The following is a 20,123-nucleotide window of genomic DNA, read 5'->3' as shown; positions in this document are numbered from 1 at the left end:
TTATGCAAGGCACAGCCGATGATAAATTAAGAGTTATAAAAGATTCGTGACATAACCGTGAGCTTTAAAAATATATTTAAATAACCGAGATTTTAGAGAAATTCAATCCCTAGAGGCTGTTTGGGAAATTTCTTAAAAGGAGAAGGATAATGAAGGTTCAGCTGATTAATACGATATATGATGTGGATGGAAATGTAGTTGCTGAAACAGGGGAAATATTCACGGTCAAAAATGCGGTAAAAATCATGGGAAAAGAACCACTCGAAGTATATGAAATTGTAAATGGTGAGTACACAGGTTTCTGCCTTGGGAAAATTGATTGTGTAAATTTAAGTATGCTTAATTGATGGATGATATAGAGCCTTTTCACACTGCATTTTCCCTGTGGATATAGAAGAAAATCAGGACTATTGGCCATAAGAAAAAATATAATATAGTAATTCACTGCCCCATTTCAATGGGGTTTTTTTAGTGAACAGGTTAAACGAATGTGCTGATGTTGTTAATTGCAACTCCTATGTTCCGTAACTTTGTGGTACATTGTCATATAGGTACTTAACTTTTTTGGAATGAATTGGGCTTCCAAGAATATTCATTTGATATTGTGTATACATTATTCCATCGGTGCTGACTTATAAAAATGTTAAAAGGAGATATGTATGAATCAAGTAAAAAGCAAGCAGGGTTTTGTGGTCGCTGGGCTCCTTCTGTCAATCCTGATGGCTTCAATGGATAACACGATTGTTGCGACAGCCATGGCTACGATTGTTGGAGATTTAGGCGGATTGGATAAATTTATTTGGGTCACTTCTGCTTACATGGTTGCTGAAATGGCTGGGATGCCAATATTCGGCAAGCTATCTGATATGTTTGGACGGAAGCGTTTCTTTGTTATGGGCCTCATACTTTTCATGTTTGGGTCAATCCTTTGCGGGACTGCTCAAAGCATTGAACAGCTTAGTGTGTATAGGGCTATTCAGGGTATCGGGGGAGGGGCTATGGTACCGATCACCTTCACTATCATTTTTGATATTTTCCCTCCGGAAAAGAGGGGGAAAATGGGTGGTCTTTTTGGAGCGGTTTTTGGCCTGTCAAGCATTTTTGGCCCCTTGTTAGGTGCTTACATAACGGACTATATCAGCTGGCACTGGATTTTTTACATCAATCTTCCGTTAGGTATTATTTCATTATTATTAATTGCGTTATTTTATAAAGAATCCCTTGCACATAAAAAACAAAAAATCGACTGGCTGGGTGCTGCTACGCTTGTAGGCGCAGTGGTCTGCCTAATGTTCGGACTGGAATTGGGTGGCAATGAGTATGCCTGGGATTCAAACGTAATTATTGGACTGTTCACAGGGTTTGCTGTGTTATTTTTGATCTTTATTGTTGCTGAAAGAAGGGCAGAGGATCCGGTCATATCCTTCTCGATGTTCAAAGACCGGTTATTTGCCTCCAGTACCATTGTAGGCCTGCTTTACGGCATAGCATTTATTGTGGGATCTGTATATATTCCTCTATTTATTCAGGGAGTGACAGGAGGTACTGCTACAAACGCAGGATTAATATTGCTGCCAATGATGCTGGGAGTCGTAGTATCAGCCCAGACAGGTGCCATATCGGCAGCAAAGTTTGGGTACCGGAATGTCATGCTGGTATTTGCGGTGATTTTCCTTATTGGCATATACTTGCTCAGTACGGTAAATGCAGACACCACTAGGGCAACAGTAACCTGGTATATGATCATAATTGGACTGGGGACAGGTGCTTCTTTTTCAGTTATAAATATGGCTGCAATCCATAATATTGGTCCGGATCGGCGGGGTTCTGCAAATTCAACCGTGTCATTCGTTCGCCAGCTTGGAATGACTGTCGGCATTACCGTATATGGGATCATCCAGCGAAATGTTTTTTCCGACGATATGAAAGAAACATTTAAAGAAGCAGGGCAAATGTTCAGCGGAGACGGCCAAAGTGATCCCCGTGCCCTGTTATCAGAGGAGGCAAGGGCCCATATTCCACTGCCTATTCTCGATAAAATCATTGATCATCTTGCCGATTCAATCGCTTATACATTTGCTTGGGCAATCATACCTGCAGTTTTGGTTTTGATTTTCGTGTTCATGCTGACTAATGACCGACTTGTAGGTGAGCAAAAAGAAACGAAAGATAATCAGAGTATATCGCATTAAATGAAAAGCCGCCTTTAGCGGTTTTTTTATTGGAATTAAAAGCAGATTCGTATATCCCCATCTCGTTGCTATTGATAGAAAAAAGACAGTATGTTTAGAAAAACAAAAAGCATCATCTGTATGATGCGAATGGCTAGAAACACTTGGCAGGTTCACCTAAAAACAAGAAACCAGTCCTTGAAAATGCCTTAATCGTTTCCTGTTCCCGAAATTTTACCCAAAGGTATATAATTTAAGGTAAGGAGTGATTTTTTTGTTGAAATCAATGAGCCAAGAGGATTTCGAATTATTGGAAGATTCAGCACTGGCGGAAAATTGTTTTGAACCTATCATACCCATGATTCGCGGCAAGAAGGGCGCCATGAAGAAAGAGGTTTATGATCATTTAACAACTGGCCAAAAAGCATTATTTATGTTCAGTGCTTTTTATAATCATGCACGAAACTCCTTTGCAGAATTCTATTGGTGGAGTGCTTATTTTGTTGCACAGCCAGAAACCTGGTCGGAATTGAAATGGGGATTGCGCCACCTAGGAACTGATAAATTGCTTCATTTAATCGAGGAAATTGAGGTTTGCCTTTTAAAAATGGATTTTCCAAGGAGTCTGGAAAATTTTCAAGTGACGTATAACGATTTGGATTACGATTCATCTCTCTATGACCTGCTTAAACCCCTGCATGATACTTTCCATGAACTTGGCCCTGAGACACTTCAGATTATCGGCAATTTTATTCGAATGCATAAAAAAGAGTTTATTACATTTGATTCAGAAATCGAATAAATAAATAAAGCTTAAAACATAGTGATATATACCATTTAATTCCTTTTTATATTTGACGGATAATTCCGACAGACTTATAAGAAAGGATGAATTCCGTGAAAAAACATTTCCTGCCGATATCATTAATTGCAGCTACATTAATGATATGGCTGACATTCTATTCGAGATTACCGGACCAACTTCCCATCCACTGGAGTATAAATGATCATGCTGATGGTTTTGCATCCAAATTAAATGCCATGCTTCTATCACTTGGAATTATGGTCTTCATGTATGCGATCCTTGTTATCATCCCAAAGATAGACCCGAAACGGGAAAACTACAAGAGCTTTACAAAAGGGTATTCAATGATAAACTTTTCCACACTTGTATTATTTTCTATAATTAATCTTATGATTATATGTTCCGGTCTTGGTTATGAAATCCAAATGAATATTATTATCCCTTTCGTGATAGGAGTACTTTTCACCTTGATTGGATTGTATATGCCTAACGTAAAAATAAGTATTTTGTAGGCATTAAAACTCCATGGACACTTCATGATGAGGCAAATTGGAGTCTTACACAGAAATTCGGTGCGAAGACTTTTGGGTAAGCGGAGTTTATTTATAATCAGTAGTTTCCTTCCTGAAAGGATATCAGAAGCCATTTTGGTTCCAGCAGCTATCATTCTGCTTTTGAGCCCTATCGGCTATTCCTACTGGATATTCAGGAAACAAGCAGCTGGATAGTAAGAATAAATGTATTATTAAAAAGTTGGAGCCTTGCAGGCTCCTTTTTATTTGCAAACGTCTTATCTGAGTTGCTAATCTGGACCGAATAAAATATCCGGCTAACGGTGTAGATAAGTTAAATCATAGTGCTGAAGCTAAAAAACGATCATTCCTTTATTCTGAGTATATAAGGATCAGTGAACAAAACAATAACCCGCATTAGTATATAGGAAAAATTCAAGGAGGGGATAGTATGGTCAATTATTATTTGATCATGGATGTTATTCAAGACAAACAACAGCAATTTATATCTGAGGCGCAGAACTCTAATCGTATGAAGAAAAATCAAAAACAGCCGTCTAATTGGCTTCAAAGGCTATTTGCTTAATAAAGAATCTAGGGAGAAACAACAACTTGAACAGCAGGATTGTCAATAAGCTAAAACCGGTGGAAAAGTTGTTTATGCGGTTAGGCGCTTGCCTCCGTTGTTTTTTTTGTGGCCAAAATTGATTAAAATTACGCTTTGCTTTGAAGGGAGAGGTGGAACAGCCGGAAATAAGTGATATTACCTATTTAAAACTCAAGCCAGTAATTCCTTTTGAAGTTTCGGGATTTCGTTAATCCAAAAATTTTTTGTCAGAAATTTTTAATTTTTAAATTCCGAGTAAATTAATATGAAAACTATATTGACACTATTTGATATTGTGGTATTATTTTAAATAGTTAAACTTATCGAGAGCGACGGAGGGAATTGGCCCAATGATGTCCGGCAACCTGCAATGCTTGCAAGGTGCTAACTCCAACAAAATGTAGAATCATTTTGGAAGATAAGGGTTTTATGTATCAACATTGCCTGAAATCTTTCTAAAATGAAAGGTTTTTATTTTTATATTGAGATTAAGAGTGCTCACATTCCATTATCCAATAAAAAAGGCGGCATCTTAAACTGAAAACAAATATACAGCTGACTAGACAAACTAGAGGCGGTATTGACACATTCCATTTCTGGAATTTTGTTAATGCTGCCTTTTTTATTTGGTTCATGAGATGATAATAATATTTTTTCTTTAAAACAAATGGTAAATGAATTGAGAGGGGGGGACAGATATGACTAATTTATTGCTTCACAAGGACTTTGATACTTTCAACCCCATTGAATTTGACATTGATAATCCGACTAAGGGAGCTCTCAATGTCTTGGAGTGGGCCTATGGACATTACGGCGATGAGCTGGTTTATGCCTGCAGCTTTGGAATTGAAGGAATCGTTTTAATTGACTTGATCTCTAAGATTAACACACAGGCCAGAGTGATCTTCCTGGATACAGATCTCCATTTTAATGAGACCTACCAATTAATTGATGAAGTAAAAACACGATATCCGCAGCTGAGAATTGAAATGAAAAAGCCGGACCTTACATTGGAGGAGCAGGCTTCACAATATGGAGATGAATTGTGGGCGAGAGAGCCAAACAAATGCTGCGAGATAAGGAAGGTAATACCGCTGCACCAGGTGCTTTCCGGACCCGCTGCCTGGCTGTCCGGGTTAAGAAGGGAACAGTCCGAAACTAGGAAAAATACACAATTTATAAATAAAGATAATAAATTTAAATCCATTAAGATCTGTCCATTGATCCATTGGACATGGAAGGATGTATGGAGATACGCCCACAAACAGGGATTGCCGTATAACATCCTGCATGATAGGGGGTATCCCAGCATAGGCTGTGAAAAGTGTACCAAACCGGCTTTCAGTGAGGATGACTTGAGGGCAGGCCGCTGGAGCGGATCAGGCAAGACGGAGTGCGGCCTCCACATATAAAGAATATTTAAAGATAACTGACACACGATTGAAGAACGGAAATATTAGAATGGAGGATTATATATGACATTAAGCATTCCGCATGGTGGAACTTTGGTCAACCGTTTAAATCCCAATTACAAATTTGACCACATCCTGAAAGAAATCGAATTAGATAATATGGCGCTTAGTGACCTTGAACTTATCGCTACAGGAGGCTACAGCCCTATTACCGGATTTCTGACCAAGAAGGATTATGAATCAGTGGTGGAAGGCATGCATCTTTCTACAGGAGAGGTATGGAGCATTCCGATCACGCTTCCTGTCAGTCAGGATGAAGCAGATTCCATATCTGTCGGCGACGAGGTAAGGCTGGTTCAACACGGCACTACCTACGGAGTTATCACAGTCCAGGATATCTATGCGCCTGACAAAGAAAAGGAAGCAAGGGAAGTTTATAAGACTGACAGCCAGGAACACCCTGGAGTGGCTAAACTATTCAGCAGAGGCAATGTCTATGTTGGAGGTCCAGTTCACCAGGTTAAAAGAATTCCACGAGATAAATTTGCGGATTACTACCTGGACCCGGCAGAAACAAGAAAACAATTCGAGCAATTAGGCTGGAATACCATTGTTGGATTTCAAACCAGAAACCCGGTTCATCGGGCGCATGAATATATTCAGAAGTCCGCACTTGAAATTGTAGATGGGCTCCTATTGAATCCATTGGTTGGAGAAACAAAATCTGATGACATACCTGCTGATATCAGGATGGAGAGCTATCGAGTTTTACTGGATAATTATTACCCAAAAAACCGAGTATTTCTATCTGTTTTCCCTGCGGCGATGAGATATGCAGGCCCTCGTGAAGCTGTCTTCCATGCCATGGTAAGAAAAAATTACGGCTGCACTCACTTTATTGTAGGAAGGGATCATGCTGGAGTCGGTAATTATTACGGTACATACGACGCACAGCAAATCTTTGATAATTTCACGGAAGACGAATTAGGAATTACTTTACTCTTTTTTGAACACAGCTTTTATTGTGAGGAATGCGAGAGCATGGCATCTACTAAAACTTGTCCGCATGGTAAAGAAAGCCATGTGATCCTTTCAGGAACCAAGGTGAGGGAAATGCTCCGTAATGGTGAAATACCGCCAAGCACATTTAGCAGGAAAGAAGTCATTGAAGTACTAATTAAAGGTATCAAGGTAGCTTCCCTGCAATCTTGATTCAACATAGGAGGAACATGTTTTGGCAAAGAGCACAAACGTAACCTGGCATGAATTATCACTTTCAAAGGAATCACGCAGGATACAAAATGCCCATCATAGCTTTGCGATTTGGTTTACAGGCTTATCAGGCTCAGGTAAATCAACTATCGCCAACGAACTGGCAAACTCACTCTATAAAAATGGCATTAGCAATTATGTGCTGGACGGAGATAATATCCGGCATGGACTAAATAAAGATTTGGGCTTTTCAGCAGAGGATCGGAAGGAGAACATTCGCAGAATCGGGGAAGTCGCCAAATTGTTCATAGATAGCGGACAGGTCGTATTAACCGCATTTATCTCACCTTTCAGGGAGGACCGCGCCATCGTCCGGGAACTTCTGGAGGAGGATGAATTCATTGAAGTATATGTGAAATGTCCGATCGAGGAGTGCGAAAACCGGGATCCAAAAGGGCTTTACGAAAAGGCGCGACAGGGAATTATCAAGGACTTTACAGGTATCGATTCCCCGTATGAAGAACCAGAAAATCCGGCTCTGGTTTTGGAGACCGACCGATATTCCATAGAGGAATGCGCGGAACGGCTAATCAGCTATTTGACAAAAAGAAATTTCATTTAAAGAGGTGGAAGACCATGGTATACGATAAGTTTTGGAAAGATAATCCCGGTATTAATAAGACAGAAGTAAGAAAGCTCGTAAGCGACGGACTTAAAATCTATGATGATATCCCCCGTTATGCTAAAGAAGGCTTCAGTTCTATTCCAAAAGAAGAGTGGGATATGTTCAAATGGGCAGGTCTGTATCTGCAGCGTCCAAAAGAAGATGGCTATTTCATGATGCGCGTCGTCATTCCTTCAGGACACCTTACAAATGAGCAAACAATTGCCCTTGCCAATATTGCTAAGGATTACGGGCGCGGTGTTTATGATATTACAACAAGACAGGCTATCCAATTTCACTGGCTGACGATTGAACAGATTCCAGATATTTTGAACCGCCTAGAAGAGGTTGGATTATCGACAGCAGGGGCCTGTGGAGATATTACAAGAAATATCGTAGGAAATCCACTGGCTGGTATTGACCCGAACGAATTATTCGATACAAGGGACGTAGTCAAGGAAGTATATGAATATTTTCAGTTTAATGAGGATTTTTCTAACCTTCCCCGTAAATACAAGATTTCAATCAGCTCAAATATTTATAATGCATCAAACTCTGAAATCAACGATCTATCATTTGTGCCTGCTTATAAAGATATTAACGGTGAAAGGGTCGCAGGCTTCCATGTCAAGGTTGGCGGCGGCTTGTCATCCGTGCCAAAATTGGCAGAGGCCCTGGATGTATTTATTACCCCTGATCAAACATTGCAGGTCGCAATTGCTGTCACAACGATTTTCCGTGATCACGGATACCGTGAAAAGCGTCACCGTTCCCGCTTAAAATTTCTTGTAGCAGATTGGGGTCCTGAAAAGTTCAACGAAAAGCTTCTTGAGTACACTGGACCGCTGCTTTCGGCTGGAGAGGATGCATCGAAAGGCTGGAATGCAGGTTATTTTTACGGCGTGCACAAACAGAAACAGGAAGGCCTTAATTATATCGGAGTCAATATTCCTGTTGGACGGTTGACACCTGATGAAGTCATCGAATTTGCGCGTGTGTCGAAGCTCTATGGAAATGGGGATATTAGAAACTGTAACTCTCAAAATCTAATTATTCCGAACATACCTGATGCAAACGTTGAGGCACTGCTGCAGGAAGACATTTTCAAGAAATTCCCGGTTTCTCCAGAAAAGATCATTGGCTATTCGGTATCCTGCACGGGTATTGAATATTGCAATCTTGCACTGGTAGAAACAAAGGAAAGAATGAAAAGAATAGCAGAGTATTTAGACCAGGAAATCCAGCTTGATGTACCTGTCCGGATTCATATGGTTGGCTGCCCGAACTCATGCGGCCAAAGGCAGATAGCTGAAATTGGACTTCAGGGAATCAAGATGAAAAATAAAGACAAGGTAATGGTTGAAGCATTTGAAATTTATGTCGGCGGAACCTTGAACAATGGCGGGAAACTCAATGAAAAGCTTAAGGGCAAGGTAGAGGCGGAACAACTGGACACTACCCTGAGACAGCTTCTAGAGTATTTTAACGAAACGAAGGTTCCTGGCGAAACATTCTTTGATTATGTTGAAAGAGTGGGTACTCTTCCACTTCAGGAAAAATTAGATTCCATCCTAAATGTAGCAGTTTAATTGAGTAAAGGAAGAATATTCTATGAATTTATACAGATTTGAGGTCGCTCTGGCGGAAGGTCCGATTCATGTAATCATAGCAGCGGAAAATGATGATGCGGCTTTTCGATTAGTAGATATAGAACTGGAAAAACATTATTTGTCTATGCCTGATGTAAAGGATGTTTCTCTTTATGAAAAGAAAAAAATCCGGAAAGGCACAGGCTTCGTATTATCTCAACTTGAAACAGCATTATAGAACGGAAAGGGTGAAGGAAATGGGGAAAGTATATCTGGTGGGTGCAGGCCCAGGAGATCCAGAACTCATCACAGTAAAAGGATTGAAATGCATCCAGGAAGCGGACGTCATACTATACGATCGACTAATCAATAAAGAACTGCTGGCCCATGCGAAACCAGATGCGGAACTGATTTATTGCGGCAAGCTTCCTGATTATCATCTTCTGCAGCAAGATACAATAAACCACTTCCTGGTGAAGTATGCCAGAAAAGGAAAAGTCGTAACAAGATTAAAAGGCGGCGATCCTTTTGTATTTGGAAGAGGAGGGGAAGAAGCAGAAGCTGTCGCAAAGGCTGGGATTGAGTTTGAGATCGTACCTGGTATTACTGCAGGGGTTGCAGCCCCTGCATATGCAGGTATTCCAGTCACTCACCGTGATTACGGTTCCTCATTTGCCATCATAACAGGACACCGCAAAGAAGGGGAAGATGACAGTCTTAAGTGGGCAGCTCTTGCTAAAGGCATTGATACTATTGCCATTTATATGGGTGTGAAGAACCTGCCATACATTCAGCAGAAGCTCATTGAAAACGGAAAAACCCCCGACACGCCTGTCGCCTTTATACATTGGGGCACCTTTAGTGAGCAAAAGACTGTCGTCTGCACATTGCAAACCGCAGTGGAAACGGCAGCCAGGGATAACATTACAAACCCATCATTAATCATAATCGGAGAGGTAGTAAAAATGCGTGAAAAAATCAGCTGGTTTGAACAGTTGAACGCTAAGGAACAAAAACTGCTAGTTAGCGAGGCTTTTTAAAATGGAAGCTGTGTTATATGTTTTGCATGGGAGCAGGGTGAAGCTAGCCTGCGAGCAGGCTATCTCGTTTATCGAAACCTGTATGGAAGAAATTCCAGTGGCAATTCAGGAATACTGTTTCTTGGAATTGGCGGATCCAACAATAGAGGAAGCATATGCAAGATGTGTCGAAAGAGGAGCTGCTACAATTATTGTTATTCCTGTGTTATTGCTCACAGCCGTCCATGCAAAAGAAGATATACCTAACGAACTTGCCAGAGTATCAAAGCAATTTCCAAATGTAGAAATGCGGTATAGCCGGCCAATTGGTGTTCATGGCAATATGGTTGAAATTTTGATGGAACGCCTTAGCGAAACTGGAAAATTAATAGATAAGGACAGCATGGTTTTATTGATAGGAAGAGGCAGCAGTGATCCTGATGTCAAGCGTGATTTAACCACGATAGCCGGATTTCTAAAGGAAAGAGCTGGCATTGGCCGGGTGGACACCTGTTATTTGACTGCAGCCAAACCGGGACTGGAAGAAGCGCTAGAAATCGTAAAGCAAAGCAAATATAAAAAAATCTATGTGGTACCTTATCTCCTGTTCACGGGAATACTCATGAACACGATTCAAAAAACAATCCGGAAAAGCTTGGCTGACCAAGATAAAGAATTCATCTTATGCCAGTACCTTGGCTATCATCCTTTAATCAACAGCGTATTAAGGCAACGTGTGATTGAAGCCGGAGGAGGACAGGATCTTGTATCCCGTCATGCTTGATCTCTCAGGAAAGTTATGCGTTATTATCGGCGGGGGCAGAATTGCCTTTCGCCGTATAGGGGCGTTGCTGGAAGCGGGAGCACAGGTCCGAGTAGTAAGCCCTAAATTATGTGAGGAAATTTCAGAACTTTCGGATGATAATAAGGTAACAGTGTTACGTAAGGTAGCAGAAAAAGAAGATTATAAGGATGCATTTTTAATCATTGCAGCGTCAGATTCAACGCAGGTGAACAGGGAAGTCCAGGAAAACAGTGGAGAGCATCAGCTGGTAAATGTGGCTAGTGACCATGAACTGGGCAATTTTCATATCCCAGCTGTTGCAGCCCGTGGAAAGTTAGTGATTGGAATTTCGACAAGTGGTGCCAGTCCTCACCTTGCCAAGAAGATTAAAGACAGATTATTAAACGAATATGATGAATCATACGAAGAATACCTGGAATTTCTTTCTGAGGAAAGAAAGATCATCAATCGAAGCGCTCTGGATCCGTCTCTGAAAACAAAATTGCTTTCAGAGTTGACCGATGAAAAATATAAAGAGATTAGAATAGAGAGAATGAATTTCGATAACCGTCTTCAGAGCATGCTTGAAACCAAACCATAAATGGAAGCTGCTGGATGACGTACGTCTTCTCGAGAAGGAGGTAACATGAAAAAGTTATTTGTACTGGCCTTTATTGGGTTTTTAGCCCAATTAATTGACGGATCCCTGGGTATGGCATACGGAGTCACCTCCTCTTCGCTCCTTTTGGCGTTTGGTATTGCCCCGGCTGTTGCCTCTGCTTCCGTCCACTTATCAGAGGTTGTGACCACTGCGGCATCTGGCATATCACACATAAGGTTTGGCAATGTTGATCGAAAAATGGTATTTAAGCTGATTGTGCCTGGTTCTATAGGAGCATTCATTGGGGCCTGCTTTCTAAGCAATCTGCCTGGTGACCTTGTAAAACCTTACGTATCCTGTTTTCTATTAGCGTTGGGAATTTATGTGATCATTCGGTTCTTATTTCTATTTAAGCAGTCGGAGGAGAAGGATAACCCTCCATTGCCATACCGCCAGTCAATCCCACTAGGCTTGATTGCCGGATTTGCCGATGCCACGGGAGGCGGAGGCTGGGGGCCGATAGCCACTCCTGTGCTGCTATCCAAAAAAGGGATGACAGCACGGAAGGTGATTGGGACCGTGGATACAACGGAATTTGCAGTTGCCCTATCTGCAACTATTGGCTTTATGATATCTTTAGGCTGGGAGTCAGTAAATTGGATGTGGGTAGGCGCTCTTATGCTTGGCGGCTTATTTGCAGCTCCACTCGCAGCCTGGTTTGTTCGCATCCTGCCTGCTCAGATGATGGGAGTTTTTGTTGGAGGGTTTATCATATTAGTAAATCTCCGTACCCTCTTACTCTCGTGGCTTCCTGAACAAAAAGATTTCTACCCAATGATTTATACGATTGTAATATTGCTTTGGGCCGCAGCTTTGATCGTATCCATCAGGAAAACAATCAGTATTTCCAAAAGAAATCTTGGGTCTTCAATCCAAAGGTAATGAGAGAGGTGTTTAACAATACCTCTCTCTTTTTTATTTGTATTTTTATGGATTATCATGAAATTTCCATTTAATTCCTCATTTACCAATCAGCCTATCGTTTAGGCTTAAGCATGCCGGGTATAAGTTTGGCATACAACATTTAAAGGAGGAAACATAATGGATAAACATGTATATGGAGTGTATGATTCTGGTTCAAAAGCTATTATTGCAATACAGGAGCTCAAGTCAAAAGGATATGATGGAAATGATATTACTCTAGTAGCAGATAGGGAAGAGCGGTTTGATTTTGGCGACTTTACAACCTTAAATGTAGATACCATTACAGCGGAACATGATAATGATGAAACCTTCATGGACAAAGTAGCCAGGTTTTTTTCTGTAGATTCCGGTAGTGTTGATCTCCATGATACTTTATCAACTGCAGGCTTGCCCTCTACAGAGGCTGATCGGTATGTGGCCGATGTTGAACAAGGTAAGATCCTTGTTCTTGTAGATGAAGATACATCAGATTTATTAGATGGAAACTCAAATATTGCAAATGGAACCTCAGGAGAATACAACTCTGTGAATGCCACATTAGGAGAAAGTAATTCGGTAGATGCCACCATGGGAGATAGAAACACAGTAATCGACGGCAATAGCACTGACAGCATATATTCAATCGGTAATCAGCCTGCTCATCTCGATGACGAAAGGAAGCTGCGCCTCCGTGAAGAACAATTGGAAATAAACAAAGAAAGAGTCCAGGCAGGAGAGGTTGTCATTAACAAGGAAGTTAAAGAAGAACAAAAAACAGTCAATGTTCCAGTAGAGCATGAAGAAGTATATGTAGAACACCACAGTGTCAGAGACACAGACGCTCTTGATGCTGGCCCGATTGGGGAGGATGAAACCATTCGAATACCATTGACAGAGGAAAAGATAAATGTCAACAAAAGGGCCGTCGTAACGGATGAAATTGTGATAGGAAAACAGACTGTAACCGAAACACAACAAGTTTCCGACACGTTAAGAAAAGAGGATATAGATGTAGAAGAAACTGACAATCGAATTTTGCGTGATCAAGATAATCGTCTGGACAGGTAAGTACCATGCAGCTATTAATTCTTAGAGGAGGGCGAAAAAGATGAATAACAAATTGCTTGGAACAGTAGCCATCGGTGCCGCTGCGTATCTAATGAAAAATAAGGATGCACGAGAAACGATGAAGAATCAAATGAAAGTACTAACGAACCCGCAGGCTAGAAAGGCTGTAGAAGATTTACCTGTAAAGAGCAGAAAAGATACCACTACATTCAGCGGGTCTAAAACGGCAAACAACCCAATCGCCAATATGAGTACTAAAAATAAAATTCTTGGATCGCTGGCTATTGGAACAGCAGCCTATCTCATGAGAAATAAACAATCACGTGATAAGGTTATGAATCCGATGAAGTCTCTTGGGTTGCGTGAGAAACTGGCCCAGAATAAGAATCGCCAGTCGTTTTTAGAGACTGGTCCAGAGAAACTAACGGCACCGGCAACACCCGGTTCGATTGTCGCACAGAATTTTTAGTAAATAACATTTGAAAAGGGCTCTTAAAAAGGGGCCCTTTTGAATGCAAATGGACATACAAGGATCGGGCTGGTTTTCAGGCTGAGGAGTTAGGCTGCTCACTGTTCACCTTTTCTTTTGGGCGTAGTAAAAAGAAAAGCAGTATAGGAATAAGCAGTTCAAAAAATAGTGCAATCAATGGATAGCTGCGATTAAAATTGAATAATTGTATCGCATCTCTAAAAAACCAGAATGCACAAACAAAACCTAATGCAGAAACAGGAGTAACAAGCAGTTTGCCCGAAGCGTCAGGAAGAAGCCTCACTATCCCCAAGCAAACAATATATAAGCTGAAAGAAATTTTTATGAACATAACAGGGAGGTAAACGCCAACCAGCGGCAAATCAAAGCGATCTAAAAAATCGGTAACATTTATATGGCGTACCAGCTCATATGTAGGATAGAACATTCTTGGAAGTAATACGGTACCAAGAATCAATTGGGACGAAACAACCAAAATAAAAAGAACTCCTGTACCCAACAATAAGCTGTAAAGTCCATATCTGAACCGATAGCTTGAATTTGAAAACACAAAGACCATCGCAATGACTTCTCCTATATATCCTACAAAAAACCATGCTCCTTTTAACACTCCGATAGGTTCTATTGGCAGGTAAGGAGCCATAAGAACCGGATCAAAATCTTTAACCATAATAAGAGGAATAAAAAGGACCGCAACAATAAGCAATGGAAGATATAATTCCGCCATGCGTCCCAGGGCTTCCGCACCGCCACGGGTCATATACCAAAATACAAATACTAAAAGGACTCCAATCACTATAGGGGGCGTATCGGGAAGAAGCGAGATTTTCACGAAATCACCTAACATCCTGAAATCACGAACAAGAATAAAGAAAAAGAAACATACATATAAGACAGCTATTCCTTTTCCTCCTGCGTTTACCATTAAAGATTTAAACAGGTCCTGCTTTGGAAATCTTCGCATGACCCGATCAAGCAGCCATAATGATAAAACAATGATTATTGCAGCGATTATTAAAGACAAATATACTTGCTGTCTGGCATATTGAGCTGCCTGGGCAGGGACACTCACAAGTGTGGCACTTATTAAATGGGTAGCACCAAGCATTACAATTTGCAGACGGGATACTCTCTCCAATTCATGACACTCCTTTCATAACGGGTTTATGTGTTCCAGGATAGTTTGCAGCCATAAAAGCGGACGAAAAGGCTCTACTTGTGTGTTGTTGTAAACCCCAATAGCTGCGCTTAGAAGAAGAAGTGAGTAAAATATCAACCGTGAGCTATTTGAGGACTTCTTCAGTCTGTTCCTCTCCAGGAATATAATCAATGCTGCAACTATACAAGCAAGTAAAATTGCTTTAATCATGCTTTAACTCCTTATCTCTCCTTCCCAAAGGTTTTATGACCTGGCCCACGTTTTCGATAATTATATGGGGATGAATTTCGGTCTCTACCCCTGGAAAATGGGAATGCCAATCCTTATAACGCGGCCATTTTGTCGGCTCCTTCAGATGGAGTGCCTGACCAAGGCCGATCACATCAGAATTATATTTTTTTTGGAGTGCGTGAAGGGATTTAACAGTATCTGATTTTAGTTTTGCGTTCAGTGCCTTTTCTAATTTTACCAACTGTGATTCAGTCGATAGCTGCATAGTCGATTCATTTTCAACTACAAGACCGCGTCCTTTAATGTTTATGTCAAAACCGATTTTTCCTCTCTTTATAGAAGGCTGTTTATCCGTTGAATACTCTTCGACCCTTACAGTGATAGATCCTGTCCCCTGGGGTGCAGGCAAAGTGAATTCAGGAGTTTTCGCTTCTTGCATTAACATTAAAGCCATAGATGATTGATCACCCTTTAAAAAACCCGCCAGCTTATTATCATGAAATACGGATAAACCTTGGATTTTCACAATTTTCGGGGTAGTTCCACCCTTATTTTTTGTTAATGACACATATGGTACAGCAAGGTCGATTCCCTCCGTAAGCATCGCATTGAGTGCATGTTTAACCGAACGGGGATTTCTCATCGCATTGACAGCCAGTTCTCGAATCAATTCACCAGGGTATTTTTCAACCGGAACATTAGTCTCCAATACCTTTTCTGCTTTGTCCTCAGTTATCACAACATAAGAAGTTAAACGATTTTGAGGCACGCGGCCCAATACATCCATTACCGGTTCGAGCCCGGATCTTGCAAGTTCTTCTCCAATCAAGACAACTCTCCTGTGGGCAAAGTAAAGCTGGCGGGAATTAGCAAGCTGCTGGCGGTTGTTAATTTCCCTGACTGAATTACCAGTGTCTGATTGCATGAAATAAGATTGATCTCCGCTCGTTCCGCCACCGCCGCCCTTACTGCCTGCACCGCCCTGCTGTCCCGGCAATGCCACCTGTAAAGCGACACGCAGCTTATCTTTTTCTTTATCAAAGGCACTGCCGATAACAAAAGCGACATCATTTACTTCCCGGCGATCCCAGCATCCAGTTTGTGAAAGGAGGACCAATATTATTGCCGATAGTTTACATATCCTTAACAAATCCATCACCTTTCTTCTTGGCTGCATAATTAGACTGAATGGCAAAATAATGCTATTTAATAGCTGTTTGATTTCCTCTCTTCATCCTCTTTAGATTACGTCTTGCATAACTAGAAGGCCTGTGAATCATTTTCCACCAAGGCGCCCTTACCAAAATATCCTTGAGTTCATGCTGTTTTAGAGGTGCCAGGCCAGAAAGATAGGGAACACCAAAAGAATGCAGCTGTGCTACATGAGCAATTACGACTGAGGAGCCTATTATAATTCCGAACAAACCGAATGCTCCCGCCAATATCATTAGTGGAAACCGAATCAAACGGATTGAAATAGCAAAATTAAATTTTGGAATGGCAAATGATGCTATCCCTGTCATGGAAACTATGATTACCATCGGGGCCGATACAATTCCAGCTTCTACAGCGGCCTGGCCAATTACAAGCGCACCTAATATACTAACAGCCTGTCCGACTGTTTTTGGCAGCCTGACACTAGCTTCCCTTAATGCTTCAAAGCTTAGCTCCATAATTAATGCTTCTACCAGAGCAGGGAACGGAATGGCTTCCCTGGCAGCAGCTATACTTAAAATTAATGTTGTCGGCAGCATGTCCTGATGAAATGTTGTTACTGCAATATAAAGAGCTGGTGTAAACAATGCGACAAACAGAAAAAAGAAACGCAGCCAGCGGATGAAATTGGAGATATAAAATCGTTCATAGTAATCTTCACTTGCGTGGAGCATTTGCCACGCAGTAACAGGTCCTATTAATACAAAAGGAGTACCGTCAACAAAAATAGCAAAGCAGCCCTCAAGAAGCTGCCCGGCTGCAGCATCCGGCCTCTCCGTATATTGCAGCTGAGGAAAGGGCGAATACGGATTGTCCTCAATCAGCTCTTCTATATATCCTGTTTCCAAAACACTGTCGATTTCGATTCGATCCAATCGTTTTCTAACTTCATCCAATACCGATTTATCTGCCAAACCTTCGATATAACAGAGCACAATATTGGTTTGTGTTTGTTCGCCCTTTACGAATGGTTCGAACTTTAGCTTCGTCGTTTTTAACCTAAATCGGAGAAGTGCCGTGTTTGTACGCAGATTTTCCGTAAAGCCTTCCCTGGGTCCGCGAATAGAAGCTTCAGTGGTAGGTTCTGAAACACCCCGCCGGACTCCCTTTCTCACAGAAAGGATCATTGCTTCCTCGCAGCCATCGGCAAAAAGAACGGCAGCTCCAAAGAGTATTTGTGAAAACACCTTTTTGAATTCCTTGGTAAATTGAACGGAAGGAAAAGAGACGTTATTTTGCAGTTCTGATTTATTTTGTATTTGATCTGGATTTTTTCTGTATGATGCCAGCAATTCTTTCAGGACATTATCTCCAATTGCTTTAGTATCAGCCATACCATCTATATAGACTACCAGTCCCTTAAGTGTTTCATTCACCTGAATTTTGCGAAAATTGACATCCGAAGAATTCTCAAATACCTTCTTGATCAACTGCAGATTATCCTCTAAAGAAGGATAAATAGGTAAATCAGTGGAGTCGGATGGATTCGTTTGCTCCAATACTTTGGTAAAATCTTTTTCCTTTTGAGATTTTTTAGAACGCCTGAACAGTGATAACATAGACCAGTACCCATCCTTCCTTTTTATTACTTTTCTTAATGTAACCATGAAAGGGAAATCTATGTAATCAACCTGGTGAAAACACTGGGTCTTTTATCTGGGAGCCAATGCTCCATGAGCTTTCTGTGTAACATATCGTCAACATGGAGTATATTGAGTATGTTCAAAAAAACGGAACAAATACCTTTATTACACATGCATTTAAGGTTAACAGGGCAGACTTTAAAACAAAACTACTCGAAAGGGCAGTGATTATGCACGTTGCAATCACAATTTTGACAGTTTTAGCTTCGTTTAAGTGGGGTAATTGGAAGGAGTGGAAAAAATACCATGCAAGCATGTTTTTCATAGCAACCGGGGGATTGCTTTATGAATATATGGTAAAGGATTATACACTATGGAAATTCCATCCTGATTTCTTATTCAATCATGACATGACAGTTATTATTTATGCACTCATTACGATGCCGGTTAGCATTTTTCTTTTTCTGCAGCATTTCCCGAAAGAATGGAGCCGACGAGTTGCTTACATATTTTTATGGTCAGGAATTTACATAGCAGTAGAATGGCTCTTACTGAAATTTGACCGGATCTCTTATCAGAATGGATGGCATTTTTGGTATTCATACTTCTTTGATTTAATGATGTTCTCAATCATTGCTCTGCATCAATATCATCCAATCCTGGCTTATATTTTGTCGATTTTCATTATTTTTTTCTTACTTGGTCACTTTAATGTTCCTTTCAAATTTACTATCTGAATTTTGTGATTTTTACAGCTGCCATGTGGGCGGCTTTTCATTTTATATCACCAAGATTACAACATCCCAGGTTAATCCTAGCTTGTAAATTTATAATGTAATTTACCTTTGTACTATAAAAGTTGAATTAAAGATACTGGACTTTCATTTGGTACCTATATTTACAAACCTGTTGATTGGAGTGGAAGGTGCGAGACTCCTCGAAAACGCTATGGCATGATCTTGGTGCTTAGCAATATTCCGCGGAAGCCATTTTAAAATCCTGCGTAAGAAGCAGGCATAGGGAAACCGCAGAGGCGCCAAATCCCTGGCTCTCAAGAAAACCGAGCGCCTGCCGCAAAAATCCAACAGCCATATCATAAAGGAAAACTTTAGTTCAATATATATAGAAGATTTTTTCATCATCGTTCAACAAAAAATTTTAGATAAGGGTATAGGTAATTACATATCTAAGCTTCTAACTGTAGAAGATCAGTGTTCGAAAGACATAAAGAATGCAGCAAAAGAAGGGGGTCTTTTTAATGCATACAAAACAAATGGCTGGAGAAGCCGCTACCCAGTATATTGAGGAGGGAATGACAATCGGATTGGGTACCGGTTCGACAGTTTATTGGACTATTAAAAAACTGGGGAAGCTGGTCAGTGAGGGACTTGATATTTCTGCAGTCCCTACTTCAAAGCACACTGAAAAGCTTGCAAACGAGAACGGCATACCATTAATTCCTTTATCGAAGGTTACAAAATTGGACGTTACAATTGATGGTGCGGATGAAGTGAACCCTGACCTAGATTTGATCAAAGGAGGCGGGGGAGCATTATTGAGAGAAAAGATCATTGCATCGAATTCCCGTCGGCTCATCATAGTTGTGGATGAAACTAAATGTGTCTCAACGCTTGGCCATTTTCCATTACCAGTTGAAATTGTTCAATTTGGGTTAGAAATAACCATCAGACAGCTACAAGAACTAAATTGTAATCCAGCTCTGAGGTTGCGCAATGGGGATCCTTTTGTCACAGATAACGGTAATTATATTGTAGATTGCAAATTTGATGCAATAGCAGACCCTCAAGAACTATGCAAAAAAATTAATATGATTCCGGGTGTCATTGAGAATGGAATATTCTCAAAAATGGCCGACATTGTTGTAGTAGGTCGTGACCATGATGCAATAGACCTCTTATCAAGATGAAAGGGCATATCCTTGTTTTGTAAAATCTATTTAATATTTCAATTGCACAATGTAATAGGAAAGCAATCAATCTGAAAAGATAGACTGCTACAATTTTGGATAAAGTAATTA

22 protein-coding genes and 1 riboswitch are annotated in these 20,123 nt (G+C 40.7%); of the genes, 19 read left to right on the top strand and 3 right to left on the bottom strand.

Annotation, left to right across the window (positions count from 1 at the left end):
• Positions 1-149: 149 nt before the first annotated feature.
• The 17 genes from V1500_RS13505 to V1500_RS13425 all read left to right on the top strand — a co-directional run bounded on the left by V1500_RS13505 (position 150) and on the right by V1500_RS13425 (position 13,876).
• Entirely contained in the window at positions 150-347 is a 198-nt protein-coding gene (locus V1500_RS13505) for a hypothetical protein (protein ID WP_409299943.1), read from the top strand.
• Between the two features lie 312 nt (positions 348-659).
• Entirely contained in the window at positions 660-2,192 is a 1,533-nt protein-coding gene (locus tag V1500_RS13500) for an MDR family MFS transporter (protein ID WP_409299941.1), read from the top strand.
• A gap of 253 nt (positions 2,193-2,445) precedes the next feature.
• Positions 2,446-2,973, top strand: coding sequence for a hypothetical protein (locus tag V1500_RS13495; protein ID WP_409299939.1), 528 nt, complete (start codon positions 2,446-2,448; stop codon positions 2,971-2,973).
• Between the two features lie 95 nt (positions 2,974-3,068).
• On the top strand, positions 3,069-3,488 hold the full coding sequence (locus V1500_RS13490) for a DUF1648 domain-containing protein (RefSeq protein ID WP_409299938.1): 420 nt from the start codon (positions 3,069-3,071) through the stop codon (positions 3,486-3,488).
• 2 nt (positions 3,489-3,490) lie between these two features.
• Positions 3,491-3,568 carry a hypothetical protein gene (locus V1500_RS13485; protein WP_409305989.1) on the top strand — a complete coding sequence of 26 codons (78 nt, stop codon included), beginning with the start codon at positions 3,491-3,493 and terminating at the stop codon, positions 3,566-3,568.
• A 371-nt stretch (positions 3,569-3,939) separates the two neighbouring features.
• Entirely contained in the window at positions 3,940-4,074 is a 135-nt protein-coding gene (locus V1500_RS13480) for a hypothetical protein (RefSeq protein WP_409299937.1), read from the top strand.
• Between the two features lie 338 nt (positions 4,075-4,412).
• Positions 4,413-4,520: riboswitch (SAM riboswitch) on the top strand.
• Between the two features lie 273 nt (positions 4,521-4,793).
• Positions 4,794-5,507, top strand: a complete 714-nt coding sequence (locus tag V1500_RS13475; protein WP_409299935.1) for a phosphoadenylyl-sulfate reductase — start codon at positions 4,794-4,796, stop codon at positions 5,505-5,507.
• Between the two features lie 63 nt (positions 5,508-5,570).
• Positions 5,571-6,719 (top strand): sulfate adenylyltransferase, encoded by a 1,149-nt coding sequence (sat, locus tag V1500_RS13470; RefSeq protein WP_409299934.1) that lies wholly within the window; start codon positions 5,571-5,573, stop codon positions 6,717-6,719.
• A gap of 22 nt (positions 6,720-6,741) precedes the next feature.
• The gene (cysC, locus tag V1500_RS13465; RefSeq protein ID WP_409299932.1) at positions 6,742-7,341 is read left to right on the top strand and encodes an adenylyl-sulfate kinase; all 600 of its coding nucleotides are present in this window, start codon (positions 6,742-6,744) and stop codon (positions 7,339-7,341) included.
• Positions 7,342-7,355: 14 nt separating this feature from the next.
• Complete coding sequence (locus tag V1500_RS13460) at positions 7,356-8,972, top strand: nitrite/sulfite reductase (protein WP_409299930.1); 1,617 nt, start codon at positions 7,356-7,358, stop codon at positions 8,970-8,972.
• Positions 8,973-8,994: 22 nt separating this feature from the next.
• Positions 8,995-9,210 (top strand): DUF3906 family protein, encoded by a 216-nt coding sequence (locus tag V1500_RS13455; RefSeq protein WP_409299928.1) that lies wholly within the window; start codon positions 8,995-8,997, stop codon positions 9,208-9,210.
• Between the two features lie 19 nt (positions 9,211-9,229).
• A complete protein-coding gene (cobA, locus tag V1500_RS13450) occupies positions 9,230-10,012 on the top strand; it encodes a uroporphyrinogen-III C-methyltransferase (RefSeq protein WP_409305988.1) in 783 nt (260 codons plus the stop codon).
• 1 nt (position 10,013) lies between these two features.
• Entirely contained in the window at positions 10,014-10,775 is a 762-nt protein-coding gene (locus V1500_RS13445) for a sirohydrochlorin chelatase (protein ID WP_409299926.1), read from the top strand.
• On the top strand, positions 10,756-11,376 hold the full coding sequence (locus tag V1500_RS13440; RefSeq protein WP_409299924.1) for a bifunctional precorrin-2 dehydrogenase/sirohydrochlorin ferrochelatase: 621 nt from the start codon (positions 10,756-10,758) through the stop codon (positions 11,374-11,376). The genes V1500_RS13445 and V1500_RS13440 overlap by 20 nt, the downstream gene beginning before the upstream one ends.
• A gap of 45 nt (positions 11,377-11,421) precedes the next feature.
• A complete protein-coding gene (locus tag V1500_RS13435) occupies positions 11,422-12,318 on the top strand; it encodes a sulfite exporter TauE/SafE family protein (protein WP_409299923.1) in 897 nt (298 codons plus the stop codon).
• Between the two features lie 159 nt (positions 12,319-12,477).
• Entirely contained in the window at positions 12,478-13,407 is a 930-nt protein-coding gene (locus V1500_RS13430) for a YsnF/AvaK domain-containing protein (protein WP_409299921.1), read from the top strand.
• A gap of 40 nt (positions 13,408-13,447) precedes the next feature.
• Positions 13,448-13,876 (top strand): hypothetical protein, encoded by a 429-nt coding sequence (locus tag V1500_RS13425; protein ID WP_409299919.1) that lies wholly within the window; start codon positions 13,448-13,450, stop codon positions 13,874-13,876.
• A 76-nt stretch (positions 13,877-13,952) separates the two neighbouring features.
• Here the strand turns inward: V1500_RS13425 and V1500_RS13420 are convergent, their stop codons facing one another.
• From V1500_RS13420 to V1500_RS13410, 3 genes are all read right to left on the bottom strand, one after another.
• Entirely contained in the window at positions 13,953-15,035 is a 1,083-nt protein-coding gene (locus V1500_RS13420) for an endospore germination permease (protein WP_409299917.1), read from the bottom strand.
• Between the two features lie 223 nt (positions 15,036-15,258).
• On the bottom strand, positions 15,259-16,437 hold the full coding sequence (locus tag V1500_RS13415) for a Ger(x)C family spore germination protein (RefSeq protein ID WP_409299915.1): 1,179 nt from the start codon (positions 16,435-16,437) through the stop codon (positions 15,259-15,261).
• A 52-nt stretch (positions 16,438-16,489) separates the two neighbouring features.
• A complete protein-coding gene (locus V1500_RS13410) occupies positions 16,490-18,061 on the bottom strand; it encodes a spore germination protein (RefSeq protein ID WP_409299913.1) in 1,572 nt (523 codons plus the stop codon).
• A gap of 254 nt (positions 18,062-18,315) precedes the next feature.
• Between V1500_RS13410 and V1500_RS13405 the strand changes: the two genes are divergently transcribed.
• Both V1500_RS13405 and rpiA read left to right on the top strand, forming a co-directional pair.
• Complete coding sequence (locus V1500_RS13405; protein ID WP_409299912.1) at positions 18,316-18,822, top strand: CBO0543 family protein; 507 nt, start codon at positions 18,316-18,318, stop codon at positions 18,820-18,822.
• Positions 18,823-19,343: 521 nt separating this feature from the next.
• Positions 19,344-20,012, top strand: coding sequence for a ribose-5-phosphate isomerase RpiA (gene rpiA / locus V1500_RS13400; RefSeq protein ID WP_409299910.1), 669 nt, complete (start codon positions 19,344-19,346; stop codon positions 20,010-20,012).
• The last annotated feature ends 111 nt before the right edge of the window (positions 20,013-20,123 follow it).

Source organism: Peribacillus sedimenti, assembly GCF_046237635.1.
Classification (GTDB): Bacteria; Bacillota; Bacilli; order Bacillales; family DSM-1321; genus Peribacillus; species Peribacillus sedimenti.
The sequence above is the reverse complement of the archived record's forward strand: the minus strand, read 5'-3'. Positions and strand labels throughout refer to the sequence as shown.

Bases quoted from the DNA above. Each gene is read 5' to 3' on its own strand.
- sat (WP_409299934.1), top strand. From the start codon at position 5,571: ATGACATTAAGCATTCCGCATGGTGGAACTTTGGTCAACCGTTTAAAT.
- cobA (WP_409305988.1), top strand. From the start codon at position 9,230: ATGGGGAAAGTATATCTGGTGGGTGCAGGCCCAGGAGATCCAGAACTC.
- V1500_RS13460 (WP_409299930.1), top strand. From the start codon at position 7,356: ATGGTATACGATAAGTTTTGGAAAGATAATCCCGGTATTAATAAGACA.
- V1500_RS13410 (WP_409299913.1), bottom strand. From the start codon at position 18,061: ATGTTATCACTGTTCAGGCGTTCTAAAAAATCTCAAAAGGAAAAAGAT.
- rpiA (WP_409299910.1), top strand. From the start codon at position 19,344: ATGCATACAAAACAAATGGCTGGAGAAGCCGCTACCCAGTATATTGAG.
- V1500_RS13405 (WP_409299912.1), top strand. From the start codon at position 18,316: ATGCACGTTGCAATCACAATTTTGACAGTTTTAGCTTCGTTTAAGTGG.
- V1500_RS13430 (WP_409299921.1), top strand. From the start codon at position 12,478: ATGGATAAACATGTATATGGAGTGTATGATTCTGGTTCAAAAGCTATT.
- V1500_RS13445 (WP_409299926.1), top strand. From the start codon at position 10,014: ATGGAAGCTGTGTTATATGTTTTGCATGGGAGCAGGGTGAAGCTAGCC.
- V1500_RS13455 (WP_409299928.1), top strand. From the start codon at position 8,995: ATGAATTTATACAGATTTGAGGTCGCTCTGGCGGAAGGTCCGATTCAT.
- V1500_RS13505 (WP_409299943.1), top strand. From the start codon at position 150: ATGAAGGTTCAGCTGATTAATACGATATATGATGTGGATGGAAATGTA.
- V1500_RS13500 (WP_409299941.1), top strand. From the start codon at position 660: ATGAATCAAGTAAAAAGCAAGCAGGGTTTTGTGGTCGCTGGGCTCCTT.
- V1500_RS13425 (WP_409299919.1), top strand. From the start codon at position 13,448: ATGAATAACAAATTGCTTGGAACAGTAGCCATCGGTGCCGCTGCGTAT.
- V1500_RS13435 (WP_409299923.1), top strand. From the start codon at position 11,422: ATGAAAAAGTTATTTGTACTGGCCTTTATTGGGTTTTTAGCCCAATTA.
- V1500_RS13480 (WP_409299937.1), top strand. From the start codon at position 3,940: ATGGTCAATTATTATTTGATCATGGATGTTATTCAAGACAAACAACAG.
- V1500_RS13475 (WP_409299935.1), top strand. From the start codon at position 4,794: ATGACTAATTTATTGCTTCACAAGGACTTTGATACTTTCAACCCCATT.